Here is a 16,772-nt window from a genome sequence, read left to right as displayed (position 1 = left end):
GACGGACAGCCGCACCGGCAGGGCCGCCCGACCGGGCGGCCCTGACGGTGCGCTGACAGGTCCGTCCCGTACTGTCGAGGCATGCCACGCCGTACGGCGACGATGCTCGCCTCCACCCTGATGCTGATCGCGCTCCTGTGCGCGGGAGTCTTCATCCCCGTGCCCTACGCGGAGATGTCGCCGGGGCCGACGGTGAACACACTGGGCGAGCACGACGGCGAGCCGGTGCTCCAGATCGCCGGGCACAAAACCTACCCGACGGACGGTCACCTCAACATGACCACCGTGCGGGTCACCAGCGCCGACTACCGGATGAACCTGGTCGAGGCCGTGTACGGCTGGCTCGCGCACGACACCAAGGTCGTCCCGCACGACACCCTCTACCCGGACGGCAAGACGGAGGAGGAGTCGACCCAGGAGAACGCCGAGGAGTTCAGCCAGTCCCAGGAGAGCGCCAAGGTGGCGGCCCTGAAGGAGCTGGACATCCCGGTGAAGTCCTGGGTGATCGTCTCCACGGTCGTCAAGGACGCGCCCGCCGAGGGCAAGCTGCACGCGGGCGACGTGATCAAGGCCGTCGACGGCAAGCCGGTCAAGGAACCTTCCGACGTCGCCGACCTGGTGACCGAGCACCGGCCGGGCGAGGACGTCGTCTTCACCATCGTGCCCGCCAAGGAGCAGGCCGCCGCCGAGAAGGAGAGGCGGACGGCGGCGAAGACGCAGAAGGTCACCATCACCACCCGGGCCTCCGACGACGCCGGCGAGAAGCGCGCCGTCGTCGGCATCTCGGCCGGGACCGACCACACCTTCCCGTTCACCGTCGACATCAAGCTCGCCGACGTCGGCGGCCCGAGCGCCGGACTGATGTTCGCGCTCGGCATCTACGACAAGCTCACCCCGGGCAGCCTCACCGGCGGCTCGTTCGTCGCGGGCACCGGCACCATCGACGACGAGGGCAAGGTCGGGCCGATCGGCGGCATCGAGATGAAGACGGTCGGCGCGCGTGACAAGGGCGCCGAGTACTTCCTCACACCCGCCGACAACTGCGCCGCCGCCGCCAAGGACACCCCCGACGGCCTCACCCTGGTGAAGGTCGGCACGATCGACGACGCCCTGGACGCCATGAAGGACATCCGCGCGGGCGACACCGCCGACCTGCCGACGTGCACCGCGTCCTGATCCGGAGAACTAGTCCTCGAAGGTCGCCGTCAGCGCCTGGGCCAGACCCGGCACCAGGTCCGAGCCTGTGAGCACCTCGGTCGGGGAGTCCTTCTCCCGAAGCCGGAGCGCCGACTCACGGGAGCCGTCGCGCAGCACCGCGACCGTCATCCGGACCTCCTGACGCTCCGGGTGCTCCGCCACCCACTTCGTGAGGGCGGCCTCGTCGAGGTCCTTCGGCACCTGCGCCTCCGCGGACGGCGGCAGCATCAGCCGCTCCACGGTGAGCGCGCAGCCGGTGACCGCGTCGGGCCAGGCGATGGTGCCGAGGAACTCGTCGAGCGGTTTGCCGGCGGGAATCTCCTCCTGCTCGATCGGGGTGAGGGCGGCGGCCTCCTCCCCGCCGCCGAGGCCGAGGCGGTCCGCGAGGGAGGGCTGTTCCGCCCGAAGCCGGGCAGTGTCTACGAGGGCGAACAGTCGGGCGGGCTGGTCCCAGCCCAGTCCGGACACGTACTCGTCGATCTCGAGCACGGCCCGGGTGAGGGGGTTCGCGGCCATGGGTGTGTTGGACATGGTCACAATCCTCTCTCGTTCCTGGCCGGAATCGGGAACCGAGTAAAGGGTGAGTAAGTTGCATAGGGTGTGGGCCCGCGATCACGGGGGCCCACGACGGTCCGTGAAGACGCGGGCTCGACGAATCAACAGCGAACTTCGAGGTGCCTACCTTGGCTTTCCAGATGCCGGACCGCGGCGGAGGCCCGACGGGGCCACGGATCAGAGTGGGCCGGCCGTCCCGACGGGTCCGGACCCTGCTCATGACACTGGGCGTCCTTGCCGTCCTCGGCATGGTGTTCACCATGTTCGCGGGGTTCTGGACCGACTGGCTGTGGTACCGATCGGTCGACTACTCGTCGGTCTTCACGACGACCCTGTCGACCAAGATCGGGCTGTTCTTCGTCTTCGGTCTGCTCATGGCCGTCTCGGTCGGCTTCAACATCTGGCTGGCGCACCGCCTGCGGCCCCCGCTGAGCGCCATGTCGATGGAGCAGCAGAACCTCGACCGGTACCGGATGGGGATCGCGCCCTACAAGAAGTGGCTGCTGCTCGGCATCACCGCGCTGGTCGGCCTGATCGCGGGCGCCTCGGCCTCCAGCCAGTGGCGCACGTGGCTGATGTGGGTCAACGGCGTGTCCTTCGGGCAGAAGGACCCGCAGTTCAACCTGGACGTCTCCTTCTACGCCTTCGACCTTCCCTGGTACCGGTTCCTGCTGGGCTTCGGCTTCGCCGCCGCCATCCTGGGGCTGATCGCCGCCGCGCTCACGCACTACCTCTACGGCGGACTGCGCATCACCAGCCCGGGCGCGCGCGCCACGGCCGCCGCCACCGGTCACCTGTCGGTGCTGCTCGGCATCTTCGTGACGCTGAAGGCGGTCGCTTACTGGCTCGACCGGTACGGACTGGCCGTGAAGTCCAGCGACTTCAAGGCCACCGACAGCTGGACGGGTCTGCGCTACGTCGACGCGAACGCCTACCTGCCCGCGAAGACCATCCTGTTCTGCATCGCCGTGATCTGCGCGCTGCTGTTCTTCGCCACCCTGTGGCGGCGTACCTGGCAGCTGCCGGTCATCGGCTTCGGCCTGATGGTGCTGTCGGCGATCCTCATCGGCGGCCTGTACCCGGCGATCGTGCAGAAGTTCCAGGTCCAGCCCAACGAGCAGGCCAAGGAAGCGCCGTACGTCGAGAAGAACCTCGCGGCCACGCGTGAGGCCTACGGCATCGACGACTCCCAGGTCACCGATTACCCGGGCATCGCCGAGACCAAGGACCAGGCCAAGCTGCGGGACGACGTCGCGAACGCGGCCAGCATCCGCATCATGGACCCGAACATCGTCTCGCCGACGTTCCAGCAGCTCCAGCAGATCAGGAACTACTACGCGTTCCCGACCAACCTGGACGTCGACCGGTACGCCAAGGACGGCAAGGAGCAGGACACCGTCATCGGCCTGCGCGAGCTGAACTACGCGGGCATCCCGAAGCGGAACTGGATCAACGACCACTTCCGCTACACCCACGGCTACGGCGTCGTCGCAGCCGAGGGCACCAGCGCCGACTCCGGCGGACGCCCGGCGTTCACCGAGTCCGACCTGCCGTCCAAGGGCGACCTCGGCACGTACGAGCAGCGCGTCTACTACGGCGAGCGGACGACCACCTACTCGATCGTCGGCGGTCCCCAGAAGGAGATCGACTACTCCGACGACAGCGGCGAGAAGACGTACAGCTACAAGGGCGACAGCGGCGTCAACCTCGACAACCCGGTGAACCGGGCCGCCTACGCGGTCGCGTTCGGCGAGCCGCAGATCCTCTACTCCGGCGCCATCGGCGAGGGTTCGCGGGTCCTGTACAACCGCACGCCCAAGGAGCGCGTCGAGGCGATCGCGCCCTGGCTGACCATCGACGGCGACGCCTACCCGGCGGTCGTCGAGGGCCGGATCCAGTGGATCGTCGACGCCTACACGACCACCAACGGCTACCCGTACGCGTCCCGCACGACGCTCGGCGACACCACGGCCGACTCGCTGACCGCCACCAACGACCAGCGCGCGGTGGTGGCCCAGCAGAACCAGGTCAACTACATCCGCAACTCGGTGAAGGCGACCGTCGACGCGTACAGCGGCGAGGTCAAGCTCTACCAGTGGGACACCCAGGACCCCGTCCTGAAGACGTGGATGAAGGCGTTCCCGGACACCGTGGAGCCGCGGGGCGAGATCTCCCAGGAACTGATGGCCCACCTGCGGTACCCGCAGGACCTGTTCAAGGTCCAGCGTGAGCTGCTCACCCGCTACCACGTGAAGGACGCCAACACGTTCCTCTCCGGCAGCGAGGTCTGGCAGGTGCCGGACGACCCGACGAACAAGACGGGCGAGACGGTTCCGCCGTACTACCTGAGCATGAAGATGCCGGACCAGAACGAGCAGGTGTTCTCGCTCACCACGACGTTCACGCCGAACGGCCGTGACAACCTGAGCGCGTTCATGGCGGTCAACGCCGATCCGGGCACCGAGGACTACGGCAAGATCAGAATCCTGAAACTGCCGACCAGCACCACCGTCTCCGGACCCAAGCAGGTGCAGAGCCAGTTCAACTCCCAGCAGGACATCGCCGAGACGATCAGGCTGCTGCGAGGCGGTGACTCCGAGGTCGAGTACGGCAACCTGCTGACCGTGCCACTGGACGGCGGACTGCTGTACGTGGAGCCGGTCTACGTACGCGGTGGTGGACTGAAGTACCCGCTGCTCCGCAAGGTGCTGGTGACCTACGGCGGCCAGACGGCGTTCGAGGACACGTTGGAGCAGGCGCTCGACAAGGTCTTCGGCGGCGAGGGCACACCCGTCGAGCCGCCGGCCGACGAGGGCGAGGACGAAGGCACGGACGAGGGCACCACGCCCCCGCCGCCGAGCACCGAGCAGCCCTCGACCGTCCAGGAGGCCCTGAACGACGCGCAGAAGGCCTTCGAGGCCGGCCAGGAAGCCCTGAAGAACAACGACTGGGAAGCCTACGGCCGGGCGCAGAAGGACCTCGAGGACGCACTGCGCAGGGCCGAGGAGGCGCAGCCCGGCGGAGCCGGCGGCGCCCGGAGCAGCCCGAGTGCGGACCCGAGTTCGAGTCCACAGGCGAACAGCTGACCAGGAGGCCTGGTCACAGGCCCACCCCGCGCCGTGCTACGGTTGCAACACAACGGCGCGGGGTGGAGCAGCTCGGTAGCTCGCTGGGCTCATAACCCAGAGGTCGCAGGTTCAAATCCTGTCCCCGCTACTGACGTCGCGACAGCGACACCGAAGGCCCGGATTCCCAAGGGAATCCGGGCCTTTGTGGTGGGCGAACGCATGTGCCCCGCTTCTCGACGGCCCTGCCGCCGACGGGAGTTGGGCGTTCTGTGTTTGACTTGTCTCTCTGTGGGCATGTCGACAAAACGCTGTAGTGACCTCACTGACTGCGGTATACCAGGTGTACCCAGGTTGCAGGTGGTGCGACGATGGATGTTATGGGGGACAAGGCAACTCTGTTCGAGTCAGGGCGTTTTGTGCAGTCCTCCCGCCGGGAGGAGCAACCCCACGACGCTGGGGAGGCGGCCGACGAAGCGGCGGAGGAGCTGCGTCGGCGGCTCGCCGCCGAGTCCGGCGACGTCGAGGCGATGAGCGTCCTCGGCGCCATGCTGCTGCGCCGCGGTGACCTCGACGGTGCCGAACCCCATCTGCGTGCCGCCACCGCCGCGGGCGACCGCGCCGCCGCCAACAACCTGGGCGTCCTGCTGCACCAGCGGGGCTACCCCGACGAGGCCGCGGGATGGTGGCGGATCGCCGCCGTCGCCGGTTCCACGGCCGCGGCCCACGCGCTCGGCCGGCACCACCGCGAGCGCGGCGACGAACCCGCCGCCGAGTACTGGCTGCGCCAGTCCGCCGAACAGGGCCACACCCTCGGCGCGTACGCCCTCGCCGACCTCCTGGAGCACCGGGGGGACGCGGAGGGCAGCGAGCGCTGGATGCGTGCCGCCGCCGAGCGCGGCCACCGCGAGGGCGCCTACCGGCTCGCCCGCGCCCTGGACCGCAAGGCCGCGGCGTCCGGCGACGACGGCACCGCGCTGGTCGAGGAGGCCGAGCAGTGGTACCGGCAGGCCGCCGCGCGCGGACACCGCCGGGCCGCCCTGCACCTCGGCGCGATCCTGGAGAAGCGCGGGGAGCTGAAGGAGGCCGGGCGCTGGTACCTGACCTCCGCCAAGGACGGGGAGCCGCGCGCCGCGTGCGCGCTGGGCTTCCTGCTGCGCGACGCCGGGGACACCGAGAACGCCGCCGTGTGGTGGCTGCGCGCCGCCCAGGACGGCGACGGCAACGCCGCCAACGCGCTGGGCGCCCTGCACGCCGAGCGGGGCGAGACGCAGACCGCCGAGCGGTGGTACCGGGCCGCGATGGACGCCGGCGACATCAACGGCGCGTACAACCTCGGTCTGCTCTGCGCCGACCAGGGGCGCACCACCCAGGCCGAGCAGTGGTACCGCCGCGCCGCCTACGCCGGGCACCGCGAGGCGGCGAACGCGCTGGCGATCCTGCTGCTGCGGGCGGGCGACGAGACCGGCGCGGAGCCGTGGTTCTCCAAGGCCGCGGAGGCCGGCAGCGTCGACGCCGCGTTCAACCTCGGCATCCTGCACGCCGGCCGGGGCGAGGACCTTGCCGCGCTGCGCTGGTACGAGCGGGCCGCGGCCGCCGGGCACACCGAGGCGGCGCTCCAGGTCGGCATGGCGCGGCTGCGGGACGGCGAGGAGGGCGAGGCCGAGCGGTTCCTGCGGTGCGCGGCGGGCGGCGGCAGCGCGGAGGCCGCGTACCGGCTGGCGACGGTGCTGGACGCCCGTCGGCCGCCGGAGCCCGCGCACGAGCTGGGGGAGCCGGTGCACCGGCGCAGCGAGTGCGAGGAGTGGTACGAGCGGGCGGCGTCCCAGGGACACCGGCGGGCCCAGGTGCGGGTCGGCATGCTGGCCGCGGCCCGCGGTGACGTCGTCGAGGCGGCCCGGTGGTACCGGGAGGCCGCGGAGGCCGGGTCGCGCAACGGGGCGTTCAACCTGGGGCTGCTGCTGGCGCGGGAGGGGAGCGAGCCGGAAGCGGCGGTGTGGTGGACGCGGGCGGCGGATGCGGGGCACGGGCGTGCGGCGCTGCGACTGGCTCTGGTGTACGCCCGGCGGGGCGAGCTCGCGGAAGGGCAGCGGTGGGCGGGCCGGGCGGCCGAGCTGGGGCCTCCGGCGGTCACCGAGAGGGCGGCGCGGTTGCGGGACGCGCTTCGGGAGGAGCTGTCCGCCTGACGTGGGTGACGTGGGCGCATTCGAGGGCCTCGCCGACGGGCCCCCTTCGCGCAGTTCTCCGCGCCCCTGTGGGGCTCGGCTCCCGAGACCCCTTGGCCCCAGGCCCCGCGGCCATGTGGGTACCGCCGCCAGGTAATGGATTTGCTTCTGTCGGGCACCTTGACGTAGCTTTAAGACATCGCCGCGGGGTGGAGCAGCTCGGTAGCTCGCTGGGCTCATAACCCAGAGGTCGCAGGTTCAAATCCTGTCCCCGCTACTGATGGCCGAGGGCCGGAATCCGAAAGGGTTCCGGCCCTCGGCCGTTGCTGTGGAAGGCGCGTTCCGCGTCCGGGCATGACGAAGAGCCCCGGACACTCGGAAGTGGCCGGGGCTTCGTACGAGCCCTGGGTGCCGGTCAGGCCGACGCGCAGTTGGGGCACACGCCGCGGTACGTCACCTCGACGTCGGACACCGTGAAACCGAACCGCTCCGTGTCGGGCAGGTCGGCCAGCGGGTTGCCGGTCGGGTGGACGTCGCGGATCGCCCCGCACTGTGCGCACACCAGGTGGTGGTGCGGACGGTGCGCGTTCGGGTCGTAGCGCTTGGCCCGCTTGTCCGTCGCGACCTCCAGCACCTCGCCGAGCGAGACCAGCTCGCCCAGGGTGTTGTAGACGGTCGCCCGGGAGATCTCGGGCAGCTTGGCGACAGCTCTGGCGTGCACCTCGTCGGCCGTCAGGTGGACGTGTTCGCCGTCGAGGACCTCGGCCACCACACGGCGCTGCGCGGTCATCCGCCAGCCGCGTCCGCGAAGTCGTTCCAGAAGGTCACTCATAGGAACCAGCCTAACAGCAGGGGGGAGTCGGATCCCGAACGGGTGTGACTTTGGAGCTTTACTTGACTTAGACAATGTCCATTGTAGGATCGAGCTCGGCTTTAGCCAAGGCACAAGTTGCAGTGATGACGCAGGAGGCGCACGTGACGCAGGGACCGCTTACGACGGAGGCCGGAGCCCCGGTCGCCGACAACCAGAACAGCGAGACCGCGGGCGTCGGCGGCCCGGTCCTCGTCCAGGACCAGCTCCTGCTCGAGAAGCTGGCGCACTTCAACCGTGAGCGCATCCCGGAGCGCGTGGTCCACGCCCGCGGCGCCGGCGCGTACGGCACCTTCAAGGTGACCGCCGACGTCACGAAGTACACCCGGGCGAAGTTCCTGTCCGAGATCGGCAAGGAGACCGAGGTCTTCCTGCGCTTCTCCACCGTCGCGGGCAACCTGGGCGCTGCCGACGCGGTGCGCGACCCGCGCGGTTTCGCGCTGAAGTTCTACACCGAGGAGGGCAACTACGACCTCGTCGGCAACAACACCCCGGTGTTCTTCATCCGGGACGCCATCAAGTTCCCCGACTTCATCCACACCCAGAAGCGCGACCCGTACACGGGCTCGCAGGAGGCGGACAACGTCTTCGACTTCTGGGGTCTGTCGCCCGAGTCGACCCACCAGGTGACCTGGCTGTTCGGCGACCGCGGCATCCCGGCGTCCTACCGCCACATGGACGGCTTCGGCTCCCACACCTACCAGTGGACCAACGAGGCCGGCGAGGTCTTCTGGGTCAAGTACCACTTCAAGACGGACCAGGGCATCAAGAACCTGACCGCCGAGGAGGCCGAGGTCCTCGCGGGCAAGGACCCCGACTCGCACCAGCGTGACCTGCGCGAGGCCATCGAGCGCGGTGAGTACCCGTCCTGGACCGTCTACGTCCAGGTCATGCCGGCGGCCGAGGCGGCCACCTACCGCTTCAACCCGTTCGACCTGACCAAGGTCTGGCCGCACGCGGACTACCCGCTGATCGAGTTCGGCAAGCTGGAGCTCAACCGCAACCCGGAGAACATCTTCGCCGAGGTCGAGCAGTCGATCTTCAGCCCCGCCCACTTCGTGCCGGGCATCGGTCCCTCCCCGGACAAGATGCTCCAGGGCCGTCTCTTCGCGTACGGCGACGCCCACCGCTACCGCGTCGGCATCAACGCCGACCACCTGCCGGTGAACCGCCCGCACGCCACCGAGGCGCGGACCCACTCCCGTGACGGCTACCTGTACGACGGCCGCCACAAGGGTGCGAAGAACTACGAGCCGAACAGCTTCGGCGGCCCCTTCCAGACGGACCGCCCGCTGTGGCAGGGCGTCCCGGTCACCGGGGTCACCGGCGAGTCGGTCACGCCCGTCCACGCCGAGGACAACGACTTCGTCCAGGCGGGCAACCTCTACCGGCTGATGACGGAGGACGAGAAGGAGCGCCTGGTGAAGAACCTGGCGAACGCCATCTCGGGCGTGACGCGCGACGACATCGCCGAGCGCGCGATCAACAACTTCCGCCAGGCCGACGAGGACTTCGGCAAGCGGCTGGAGGCCGCGGTGCAGGCCCTGCGCGGCTGATCCCAGCGCTGGACCGTTTGCCGGTCGACGGGCCGGATCCCCTCACGGGGGTCCGGCCCGTCCTCGTGTCCGTCAGGCGGGCACCTGCGGGGCAGGCACCCGTGAGGGCGCCCAGAGGCGGATGATGTCGCGGACCGACACGATGCCCGCGGGCTCGTCCCGGTCGAGCACGATCAGATGCCGGAAGCCCCCGTGGGCCATGGCGGCCGCCGCCTCCTCGACGGTCCAGGAGGGGGTGGCGAAGACGACGTCGGTGGTGGTGTGGGCGTGGGCGCGCTCCGCGTCCGGATCCTGCCCCAGCCCCACGGAGTTGAGGACGTCCCGTTCGGTGAGGATGCCGATCCCGGTGCCGTCGGGGTCGAGGACCACGGCCGCGCCCACCCGGCGCGCGGACATCAGGGCGGCGGCCTGGCGGAGCGTGTGGGCGGGGCCGATGGTGAGGACCACGGTGCTCATTGCGTCACGGACGAGCATTGGATGGAGCCACCTCCTACCGGAAAACGCGAGGTCACGGGCTTGGACGCCCGCTCGTTCGCGCTTTCACAAGTTCACAAGTGGGGGGACTCCCAGAGTGGCAGGCAAAGCGGGGGTCAACAAGAGGGCGCACGCGGCCGCCCGGGGGCGCGCGACGCGACCTCGGCCGGTTCAGTACCGCTGGTTGAGATACCCCAGCAACTCGTCGTGCAGCAGGCCGTTCGACGCGGCGGCGTTGCCGCTGTGCGGGCCCGGGCGGCCGTCGAGGCCGGTGAAGGTGCCGCCGGCCTCCGTCACCACGATCGCCGTGGCCGCCATGTCCCACAGCGACAGCTCCGGCTCCGCGCAGATGTCCACCGAGCCCTCGGCGACCATCATGTACGGCCAGAAGTCGCCGTACGCGCGCGTGCGCCACACCTCGCGGGTGAGGTCCAGGAAGCCGTCCAGCCGCCCCTGCTCCTCCCAGCCGGTGAGCGAGGAGTAGGCGAAGGAGGCGTCGGAGATCCGCGAGACGCGGGAGACCTGGAGCCGGGTGGCCGAGGAGAGGCTGCGCCCTGCGTAGGCGCCGTGGCCCTTCGCCGCCCACCAACGGCGGCCGAGCGCGGGCGCGGACACCACGCCGACGACCGGCTGGAAGCCGCCCTCGCCGGCTTCCATCAGCGCGATCAGCGTGGCCCACACGGGCACGCCGCGCACGTAGTTCTTGGTTCCGTCGATCGGGTCGATCACCCAACGGCGCGGGCCGGTGCCCTCCACGCCGTACTCCTCGCCCAGCACGGCGTCGCGCGGGCGGGCGCGCTGGAGGTGACCGCGGATCAGCTCCTCGGCGCCCTTGTCCGCCTCGCTCACCGGCGTCATGTCGGGTTTGGTCTCCACCTTGAGGTCGAGAGCCTTGAACCGGTCCATGGTCGCGGCGTCGGCGGCGTCCGCGAGGACATGGGCGAGACGCAGGTCGTCGAGGTAGTCGGGCATGCAACGAACGGTATCGGCCGAGATCGGTCCGGGGCCACCGGGGGCCGGTTCCGCGCCCCCTTGACAGCCCTCGACACCCCGTCAAATCTGAACCGCAGGGTCTCGGCCGCTCGCCCCGAGGGAGGCGATGATGCCTGCAGCGCGGGAATCACTCCTGGACGCCGCGTACACCGCTCTGGCCCGCAGTCCGTGGTCCGGCGTGCGGATGGTTGACGTCGCCGCTGCGGCGGGGGTCTCCCGCCAGACCCTCTACAACGAGTTCGGCAGCAAGGACGGTCTCGCGCGAGCCCTGGTCCGCCGGGAGGCCGACGGCTACCTGGCCGGCGTCGACCGGGCCCTGACCGCGCACGCCGACCCCCGGGACCGCCTCACCGCGACCGCGGAGTGGACCACGCTGAGCGCCCGCGAGAACGCCCTGGTACGGGCCATGCTGACCGGCTGCTGGAGCGAGCGCCTGCCCGCGCCCGGCCTCACGGCCGTGACGTCCGGATCACCGGTGCCCGCGCAGCGCCGCGCCGACGGGCCGCTGCCCTCGCCGTCCGACCTCGTGCACCTGGTCAGGGACCGGGCCGTCGCCGTGCTCGCCGGCCCGGGGCACGCGCGCGTCGACACCGCCGACCTCGCCCGGTCCTGCGAGCTGGTGATCAGACTCGCCGTGTCCTGCGTCGTCGCACCCCCGTCCGACGACGGCGTGGCCGAGCTGGTCCGGGGCGCGCTGCACCGTCAGCCGGTGCCGTAGCGAGGGACGGGTTCATCGGGTTCATCGGGTCCACTGCACAGGGGAACCGCTCAGTGCGCCGAGCCCGAGAGCTGGAGCCCGATCACCCCGACGATCACGAAGGTGATCGAGATGATCTTCAGGGTGGACACCAGGTCCCCGAGGAACACCATCCCGTAGATGGCCGTACCCGCCGCCCCGATGCCCGTCCACACCGCGTACGCCGGTCCCACGTCCAGCTTCTTCAGCGCCATGGTGAGCAGTCCGAAGCTGCCCAGGGCGAACGCGCAGAAGGCGACGGTCGGCCACAGCCGGGTGAACCCGTGCGACAGCTTCAGGCACACGGCGAAACCGGTCTCGAGCAGCCCGGCGACGATGACCAGCAGCCACGCCATGTGTGTCCTCCCGCTATCCCCGCGTACAGTGACCGCTTCGTCTGGTTCGTGTCCGGCTCGGTGCGATTATGCACTTACCGGCGACACCGCGGGGCAAACACGACGCGCCTCAGTCTCCGTCGGTGCGCTCCCGCGCAGCGAGCAGCCGCCGCAGCGAGTACAGCCGCGCCGGGTCCGCGTGGCCCTCCGCCACCCAGTCGTCCAGGGCGCAGTCCGGCTCGTCGTGACTGCACGCGCGCGGACAGCCCTCCGTGCCCGGCTCCAGGTCGGGGAAGGCGAGGATGACCCGCGACGGGTCGACGTGCGCCAGCCCGAACGACCGCACGCCCGGTGTGTCGATCACCCAGCCGTCGGCGCCCGCGAGCGGCAGTGCCAGCGCGGACGTCGTGGTGTGCCGGCCGCGCCCGGTGACCGCGTTGACGTGACCGGTGGTGCGCCGCCGCTCCTCCGGCACCAGCGCGTTGACGAGGGTCGTCTTGCCGACGCCGGAGTGGCCCACGAAGGCGGTGATCCGGCCGTCGAGCTGCTCCCGCACCCGCTCCACGGCCTCGCCGCTCCCCAGCTCCGCGCGGCTGGTGACGACGTACGGGATGTCCAGGTCGCCGTACAGCTCCAGCAGCTTGTCGGGCGGGGCCAGGTCGGACTTGGTCAGCACGAGCAGCGGCTCCAGGCCGCCGTCGTAGGCGGCGACCAGACAGCGGTCGATCAGACGCGGCCGGGGCTCCGGGTCGGCGAGGGCGGTGACCACGGCGAGCTGGTCGGCGTTGGCGACGACCACCCGCTCGTAGGGATCGTCGTCGTCGGCGGTACGGCGCAGCACCGACGAGCGCTCCTCGATCCGCACGATCCTGGCGAGGGTGTCCTTCTTGCCGGACAGGTCGCCCACGATGGCGACCCGGTCGCCCACCACCGCTGCCTTCCGGCCGAGTTCACGGGCCTTCATCGCGGTGATGACCCGGTCCTCGACGAGGCAGGTCAGCCGGCCCCGGTCGACCGTGAGCACCAGGCCCTCGGCGGCGTCCTCGTGCTTGGGCCTGATGTGGGTCCGCGGCCGGTTGCCCTTGCGGTTGGGGCGGGAGCGGATGTCGTCCTCGTCGGTGTGCTTGCCGTAGCGGCGCATCGTGAACCCCTACGCCCCGAGCATCCCGGTCCACAGCTCGGGGAAGTCCGGCAGGGTCTTGGCCGTGGTCGCCACGTTCTCGATCTGCACACCCTCGACCGCCAGGCCGATGATCGCACCGGCGGTGGCCATGCGGTGGTCCTCGTAGGTGTGGAAGACCCCGCCGTGCAGCCGGCGCGGGCGGATGTGCAGGCCGTCGGCCGTCTCGGTGACGTCGCCGCCCAGCTCGTTGATCTCCTTGGTGAGCGCGGCCAGCCGGTCCGTCTCGTGCAGCCGCAGGTGGGCCACGCCCCGCAGGGTGGACGGGGAGTCCGCGAGGGCCGCGACCGCCGCGATTCCGGGCGTCAGCTCGCCCACCTCGCCGAGGTCCACGTCGATGCCGTGCACCGCGCCGGAGCCGGTGAGGACCAGCCCGTACTCGGTCAGCTCGCAGGAGCCGCCCATCTCGGTGAAGATCTCCCGCAGCCGGTCGCCGGGCTGGGTGGTGCGCGCGGGCCAGTCGGGGATCACCACCTTGCCGCCGGTGATCAGCGCGGCCGCGAGGAACGGCTGCGCGTTGGACAGGTCCGGCTCGATCGTCAGGTCCCGGCCGAGCAGGGCGCCCGGGGTGACCCGCCAGACGTTCGGCTCGCCGCCCGACTCGGGGGTGTCGACCTGGGCGCCGACCGCGCGGAGCATGTCGACCGTCATCCGGATGTGCGGCATCGACGGCAGCGTCGCGCCGGTGTGCCGCACCTCCACACCCTGGTTGAAGCGCGGCGCCGACAGCAGCAGGGCACTGACGAACTGCGACGACGAGGACGCGTCCACCTCGACCGTGCCGCCGTCCAGCGCGCCCCCGCCGTGCACCGTCATCGGCAGCGCGCCCCGCTCGTCGTCGTCGATCCGGGCGCCCAGCCGGCGCAGCGCGTCGATGACGCCGTTCAGGGGACGCTCGTAGGACCGCGGGTCGCCGTCGAAGCGCACCGGGCCGTCCGCCAGGGTCGCCACCGGGGGCAGGAAGCGCATCACCGTGCCGGCGTTGCCCACGTCCACGGCGGCCGGACCGCGCAGACCGGCCGGCACCACGCGCCAGGCCTCGCCCGTACCGTCGGGACCGACGCCCTCCTCGATCTCCACGCCCATCGCGCGCAGCCCGCCCGCCATCAGCAGCGTGTCGCGCGAGCGCAGGGGGCGGCGCAGCCAGCCCGGCTCGGAGGCGAGGGCGGCGAGGACGAGAGCGCGGTTGGTGACCGACTTGGACCCGGGCACGTGGACCGTCGCGTCGACGGCTCCGCTCGCGTGCGGGGCGGGCCAGAGGGCGGTGTGCGTGGGATTCGGGGCCATGGGGCCACTTTATAAGGAGGTGAGGAGCCCGGCCGTTCCGTGCCCGCCCGGCGGAACACGGCACGGTCGCCCGCCGGCCGGCCCGGTCACAGACCCAGCAGCCAGCGCCCTCCGCCCAGCAGCGAGCACACCGACACGGCGTGGAAGAGGAACAGCCACAGGCCCGCCGGCACGTGCGTCAGCCGGGACAGCTGGTCGGCGTCCGATTCCCCGGCGCCCCCGTGCCGCCGCTTGGCCTGGAGCTCGAACGCCGGGCGCACCCCGCCCAGCAGCAGGAACCACACCACTGCGTACGCGAACGCCGCCTGCACCTGCGGCCCCGCGAGCCACGACACCAGCACGAACGTGCCCCCCGTGACCAGCACCGACACCGCACCGTAGACGTTGCGGATCATCACCAGCACCGCCAGCAGCAGCGCGGTGGCCAGCCACAGCAGCAGGGTTATGCGCCCGGCGCCGAGCAGCGCGGCCCCGCCCAGGCCCAGCAGCGGGGGAGCGGTGTAGCCGGCGGCGGCCGTGAGGATCATGCCGATGCCGGTCGGCTTCCCGCGGCTGACGGTCAGGCCGCTGGTGTCGGAGTGCAGGCGTATACCCGTCAGGGTGCGGCCGGTGAGCAGCGCCACCAGGCCGTGCCCGCCCTCGTGCGCGATGGTGATCGCGTTTCGCGCGACCCGCCAGGGCGCCTGCGGCACCACCACGGCGAGGGCCGCCACCAGGGTCGCGACGACCACCCACAGGTCGGGGTCGGGCTGGGTGCCCGCGACCTCGTCCCAGAGGGAGGCGAGGGACGCGGAAGCGGTGCTGACCATGCTCGTCATGTGTTTCGGATCGCTCCCTGTGCGCGTGCGGAGTCTGGCAGTGTTGCACGTATGTGCGGACGGTATGCAGCGAGTCGCAGGCCCGAGGACCTCGCCGGGATCTTCGAGATCGAGAAGTGGGAGCCGCAGGAGAGCCTGGAGCCCGACTACAACGTGGCGCCGACCAAGGAGGTCTACGCCGTCCTCGACCGTGCTCTGAAGGACGCGGACGACCCCCGCCCGGTTCGGCAGCTGCGCACGCTGAAGTGGGGACTGGTGCCCTCCTGGTCCAAGACCCCCGAGGGCGGCGCACGGATGATCAACGCGCGCGCGGAGACCGTCCACGAGAAGCCGTCGTACCGCCGTGCCTTCACCTCCCGCCGCTGCATCCTCCCCGCCGACGGCTACTACGAGTGGGTCACCGGCAAGCAGGAGCGCGACCTGGAGGTCGAGGGCAAGAAGAAGCGGCCCCGCAAGCAGCCCTACTTCGTCACCCCGGCCGACGGCTCGGTCTTCGCGATGGCCGGGCTGTACGAGTTCTGGCGCGACCGCACCCTGCCCGACGACCACCCGCGGGCCTGGTGGGTGACCTGCTCGGTGATCACCACCGAGGCGGAGACGAGCCCGCTGGCCGTGGCCCCGGCGGAGGGACCGCACACCCTGGCCGAGATCCACCCGCGGATGCCGCTGATGCTCACCCCGGACCGCTGGGACGCCTGGCTCGACCCCTCCCGCACCGACCCCGAGGACCTGCGCGGGCTGCTCGCCCCGCCGGAACCCGGCCTGATGCGCGCCTACCCGGTCACCACCGCCGTCAGCAACGTCCGCAACAACGGTCCGGAGCTGCTGACAGAGCTGGCCGCCCCGGAAGAGGGCACACTCTTCTGACGTGACCCCCGAGTCCGGAGCGACCCCCGAGTCCGACATGACCACCGAAACGATCACCACGGACGCCGGCGACGCCCGCATCACCTGGCACCACGCCGTGCGGCCGCGCCTCGTCCTCGCCGCCAGCCACGGCGCGGGCGGCGGCATCGAGGCCCGCGACCTCGCCGCGCTCGCCGCCGTCCTCCCTGCGCACGGCGTGACCGTCGCCCTCGTCGAGCAGCCGTGGCGGGTGGCCGGCAAGAAGGTCGCCCCGGCGCCGAAGACCCTGGACACCGGCTGGCGCGGCGTCTGGCCCGCGCTGACGAGGCCAGGACTGCCGGTGATCTCCGGCGGGCGCAGCGCCGGCGCCCGCGTCGCCTGCCGCACCGCCGCCGAACTGGGCGCGCACGCCGTGCTCGCGCTGAGCTTTCCGCTGCACCCGCCGGGCAAGCCGGAGAAGTCGCGCGCCGGGGAGTTGCTCGGCGCGGGCGTCCCCACCCTCGTCGTCCAGGGCGGCAACGACCCCTTCGGGAAACCCGCCGAGCTCCCCGAAGGAGACCACGAGCTGGTGGAGGTGGCGGGGGCCGACCACGGCTTCGCCGTGTCCAGGCGGGCGGACCTCACACAGGAGGAGGCGCTCCGGGTGATCACGGACGCGGTCGTGCGGTGGACGGCGGGCCTCGCCTGACGGGCG

15 protein-coding genes and 2 tRNA genes are annotated in these 16,772 nt (G+C 71.2%); 9 read left to right on the top strand and 8 right to left on the bottom strand.

The features are described 5' to 3' along the window. Positions 1-81 precede the first annotated feature (81 nt). Positions 82-1,176: a PDZ domain-containing protein gene (locus tag ACF1AG_RS09650; protein ID WP_391809572.1), complete on the top strand. Its 1,095-nt coding sequence runs from the start codon at positions 82-84 to the stop codon at positions 1,174-1,176. Positions 1,177-1,185: 9 nt separating this feature from the next. On the opposite strand, the gene ACF1AG_RS09645 is transcribed toward ACF1AG_RS09650, so the two are convergent. Beyond that, positions 1,186-1,728, bottom strand: a complete 543-nt coding sequence (locus tag ACF1AG_RS09645) for a PPA1309 family protein (RefSeq protein ID WP_359607861.1) — start codon at positions 1,726-1,728, stop codon at positions 1,186-1,188. 164 nt (positions 1,729-1,892) lie between these two features. On the opposite strand from ACF1AG_RS09645, the gene ACF1AG_RS09640 reads away from it, so the two are divergent. From ACF1AG_RS09640 to ACF1AG_RS09625, 4 genes are all read left to right on the top strand, one after another. Then, positions 1,893-4,838, top strand: a complete 2,946-nt coding sequence (locus ACF1AG_RS09640; protein ID WP_391809681.1) for a UPF0182 family protein — start codon at positions 1,893-1,895, stop codon at positions 4,836-4,838. Between the two features lie 56 nt (positions 4,839-4,894). Further along, positions 4,895-4,968, top strand: a tRNA-Met gene (locus ACF1AG_RS09635). 220 nt (positions 4,969-5,188) lie between these two features. Further along, positions 5,189-7,003 carry a tetratricopeptide repeat protein gene (locus ACF1AG_RS09630; RefSeq protein WP_359608135.1) on the top strand — a complete coding sequence of 605 codons (1,815 nt, stop codon included), beginning with the start codon at positions 5,189-5,191 and terminating at the stop codon, positions 7,001-7,003. Between the two features lie 182 nt (positions 7,004-7,185). Further along, positions 7,186-7,259: transfer RNA gene (locus ACF1AG_RS09625), tRNA-Met, on the top strand. A gap of 138 nt (positions 7,260-7,397) precedes the next feature. On the opposite strand, the gene ACF1AG_RS09620 is transcribed toward ACF1AG_RS09625, so the two are convergent. Further along, complete coding sequence (locus ACF1AG_RS09620) at positions 7,398-7,814, bottom strand: Fur family transcriptional regulator (protein ID WP_359599988.1); 417 nt, start codon at positions 7,812-7,814, stop codon at positions 7,398-7,400. A 143-nt stretch (positions 7,815-7,957) separates the two neighbouring features. Between ACF1AG_RS09620 and ACF1AG_RS09615 the strand changes: the two genes are divergently transcribed. Continuing rightward, a complete protein-coding gene (locus ACF1AG_RS09615) occupies positions 7,958-9,409 on the top strand; it encodes a catalase (protein WP_359599990.1) in 1,452 nt (483 codons plus the stop codon). 72 nt (positions 9,410-9,481) lie between these two features. Here the strand turns inward: ACF1AG_RS09615 and ACF1AG_RS09610 are convergent, their stop codons facing one another. Together ACF1AG_RS09610 and hisN are read right to left on the bottom strand one after the other, a co-directional pair. Continuing rightward, positions 9,482-9,883, bottom strand: coding sequence for a CBS domain-containing protein (locus ACF1AG_RS09610; protein ID WP_359599992.1), 402 nt, complete (start codon positions 9,881-9,883; stop codon positions 9,482-9,484). Positions 9,884-10,054: 171 nt separating this feature from the next. Next, positions 10,055-10,855: a histidinol-phosphatase gene (gene hisN, locus ACF1AG_RS09605; RefSeq protein ID WP_102637337.1), complete on the bottom strand. Its 801-nt coding sequence runs from the start codon at positions 10,853-10,855 to the stop codon at positions 10,055-10,057. A 127-nt stretch (positions 10,856-10,982) separates the two neighbouring features. On the opposite strand from hisN, the gene ACF1AG_RS09600 reads away from it, so the two are divergent. After that, complete coding sequence (locus ACF1AG_RS09600; RefSeq protein ID WP_359599994.1) at positions 10,983-11,594, top strand: TetR/AcrR family transcriptional regulator; 612 nt, start codon at positions 10,983-10,985, stop codon at positions 11,592-11,594. Positions 11,595-11,644: 50 nt separating this feature from the next. On the opposite strand, the gene ACF1AG_RS09595 is transcribed toward ACF1AG_RS09600, so the two are convergent. The 4 genes from ACF1AG_RS09595 to ACF1AG_RS09580 form a co-directional block, all read right to left on the bottom strand. Further along, complete coding sequence (locus ACF1AG_RS09595) at positions 11,645-11,968, bottom strand: multidrug efflux SMR transporter (RefSeq protein WP_359599995.1); 324 nt, start codon at positions 11,966-11,968, stop codon at positions 11,645-11,647. A gap of 109 nt (positions 11,969-12,077) precedes the next feature. Continuing rightward, positions 12,078-13,088, bottom strand: coding sequence for a ribosome small subunit-dependent GTPase A (gene rsgA / locus ACF1AG_RS09590; RefSeq protein WP_359599996.1), 1,011 nt, complete (start codon positions 13,086-13,088; stop codon positions 12,078-12,080). Positions 13,089-13,097: 9 nt separating this feature from the next. Next, complete coding sequence (gene aroA, locus ACF1AG_RS09585) at positions 13,098-14,414, bottom strand: 3-phosphoshikimate 1-carboxyvinyltransferase (RefSeq protein ID WP_359749318.1); 1,317 nt, start codon at positions 14,412-14,414, stop codon at positions 13,098-13,100. A gap of 86 nt (positions 14,415-14,500) precedes the next feature. Continuing rightward, positions 14,501-15,223, bottom strand: coding sequence for a M50 family metallopeptidase (locus ACF1AG_RS09580; RefSeq protein ID WP_391809680.1), 723 nt, complete (start codon positions 15,221-15,223; stop codon positions 14,501-14,503). A 60-nt stretch (positions 15,224-15,283) separates the two neighbouring features. Between ACF1AG_RS09580 and ACF1AG_RS09575 the strand changes: the two genes are divergently transcribed. Together ACF1AG_RS09575 and ACF1AG_RS09570 are read left to right on the top strand one after the other, a co-directional pair. After that, positions 15,284-16,099, top strand: coding sequence for an SOS response-associated peptidase (locus tag ACF1AG_RS09575; RefSeq protein ID WP_359599999.1), 816 nt, complete (start codon positions 15,284-15,286; stop codon positions 16,097-16,099). Positions 16,100-16,136: 37 nt separating this feature from the next. Beyond that, positions 16,137-16,766 (top strand): alpha/beta family hydrolase, encoded by a 630-nt coding sequence (locus ACF1AG_RS09570; RefSeq protein WP_359600073.1) that lies wholly within the window; start codon positions 16,137-16,139, stop codon positions 16,764-16,766. The last annotated feature ends 6 nt before the right edge of the window (positions 16,767-16,772 follow it).

This window comes from Streptomyces sp. NPDC014764, from assembly GCF_043082785.1.
In the GTDB taxonomy this organism is placed as follows: domain Bacteria; phylum Actinomycetota; class Actinomycetes; order Streptomycetales; family Streptomycetaceae; genus Streptomyces; species Streptomyces althioticus.
This window is presented reverse-complemented; position numbering and strand designations above follow the sequence as displayed.

Excerpts from the sequence above, each read along its gene's own strand:
- ACF1AG_RS09650 (WP_391809572.1), top strand. The coding sequence starts at position 82 with ATGCCACGCCGTACGGCGACGATGCTCGCCTCCACCCTGATGCTGATC.
- ACF1AG_RS09645 (WP_359607861.1), bottom strand. The coding sequence starts at position 1,728 with ATGTCCAACACACCCATGGCCGCGAACCCCCTCACCCGGGCCGTGCTC.
- ACF1AG_RS09640 (WP_391809681.1), top strand. The coding sequence starts at position 1,893 with ATGCCGGACCGCGGCGGAGGCCCGACGGGGCCACGGATCAGAGTGGGC.
- ACF1AG_RS09630 (WP_359608135.1), top strand. The coding sequence starts at position 5,189 with ATGGATGTTATGGGGGACAAGGCAACTCTGTTCGAGTCAGGGCGTTTT.
- ACF1AG_RS09620 (WP_359599988.1), bottom strand. The coding sequence starts at position 7,814 with ATGAGTGACCTTCTGGAACGACTTCGCGGACGCGGCTGGCGGATGACC.
- ACF1AG_RS09610 (WP_359599992.1), bottom strand. The coding sequence starts at position 9,883 with ATGCTCGTCCGTGACGCAATGAGCACCGTGGTCCTCACCATCGGCCCC.
- hisN (WP_102637337.1), bottom strand. The coding sequence starts at position 10,855 with ATGCCCGACTACCTCGACGACCTGCGTCTCGCCCATGTCCTCGCGGAC.
- ACF1AG_RS09600 (WP_359599994.1), top strand. The coding sequence starts at position 10,983 with ATGATGCCTGCAGCGCGGGAATCACTCCTGGACGCCGCGTACACCGCT.
- ACF1AG_RS09595 (WP_359599995.1), bottom strand. The coding sequence starts at position 11,968 with ATGGCGTGGCTGCTGGTCATCGTCGCCGGGCTGCTCGAGACCGGTTTC.
- rsgA (WP_359599996.1), bottom strand. The coding sequence starts at position 13,088 with ATGCGCCGCTACGGCAAGCACACCGACGAGGACGACATCCGCTCCCGC.
- aroA (WP_359749318.1), bottom strand. The coding sequence starts at position 14,414 with ATGGCCCCGAATCCCACGCACACCGCCCTCTGGCCCGCCCCGCACGCG.
- ACF1AG_RS09580 (WP_391809680.1), bottom strand. The coding sequence starts at position 15,223 with ATGGTCAGCACCGCTTCCGCGTCCCTCGCCTCCCTCTGGGACGAGGTC.
- ACF1AG_RS09575 (WP_359599999.1), top strand. The coding sequence starts at position 15,284 with ATGTGCGGACGGTATGCAGCGAGTCGCAGGCCCGAGGACCTCGCCGGG.
- ACF1AG_RS09570 (WP_359600073.1), top strand. The coding sequence starts at position 16,137 with ATGACCACCGAAACGATCACCACGGACGCCGGCGACGCCCGCATCACC.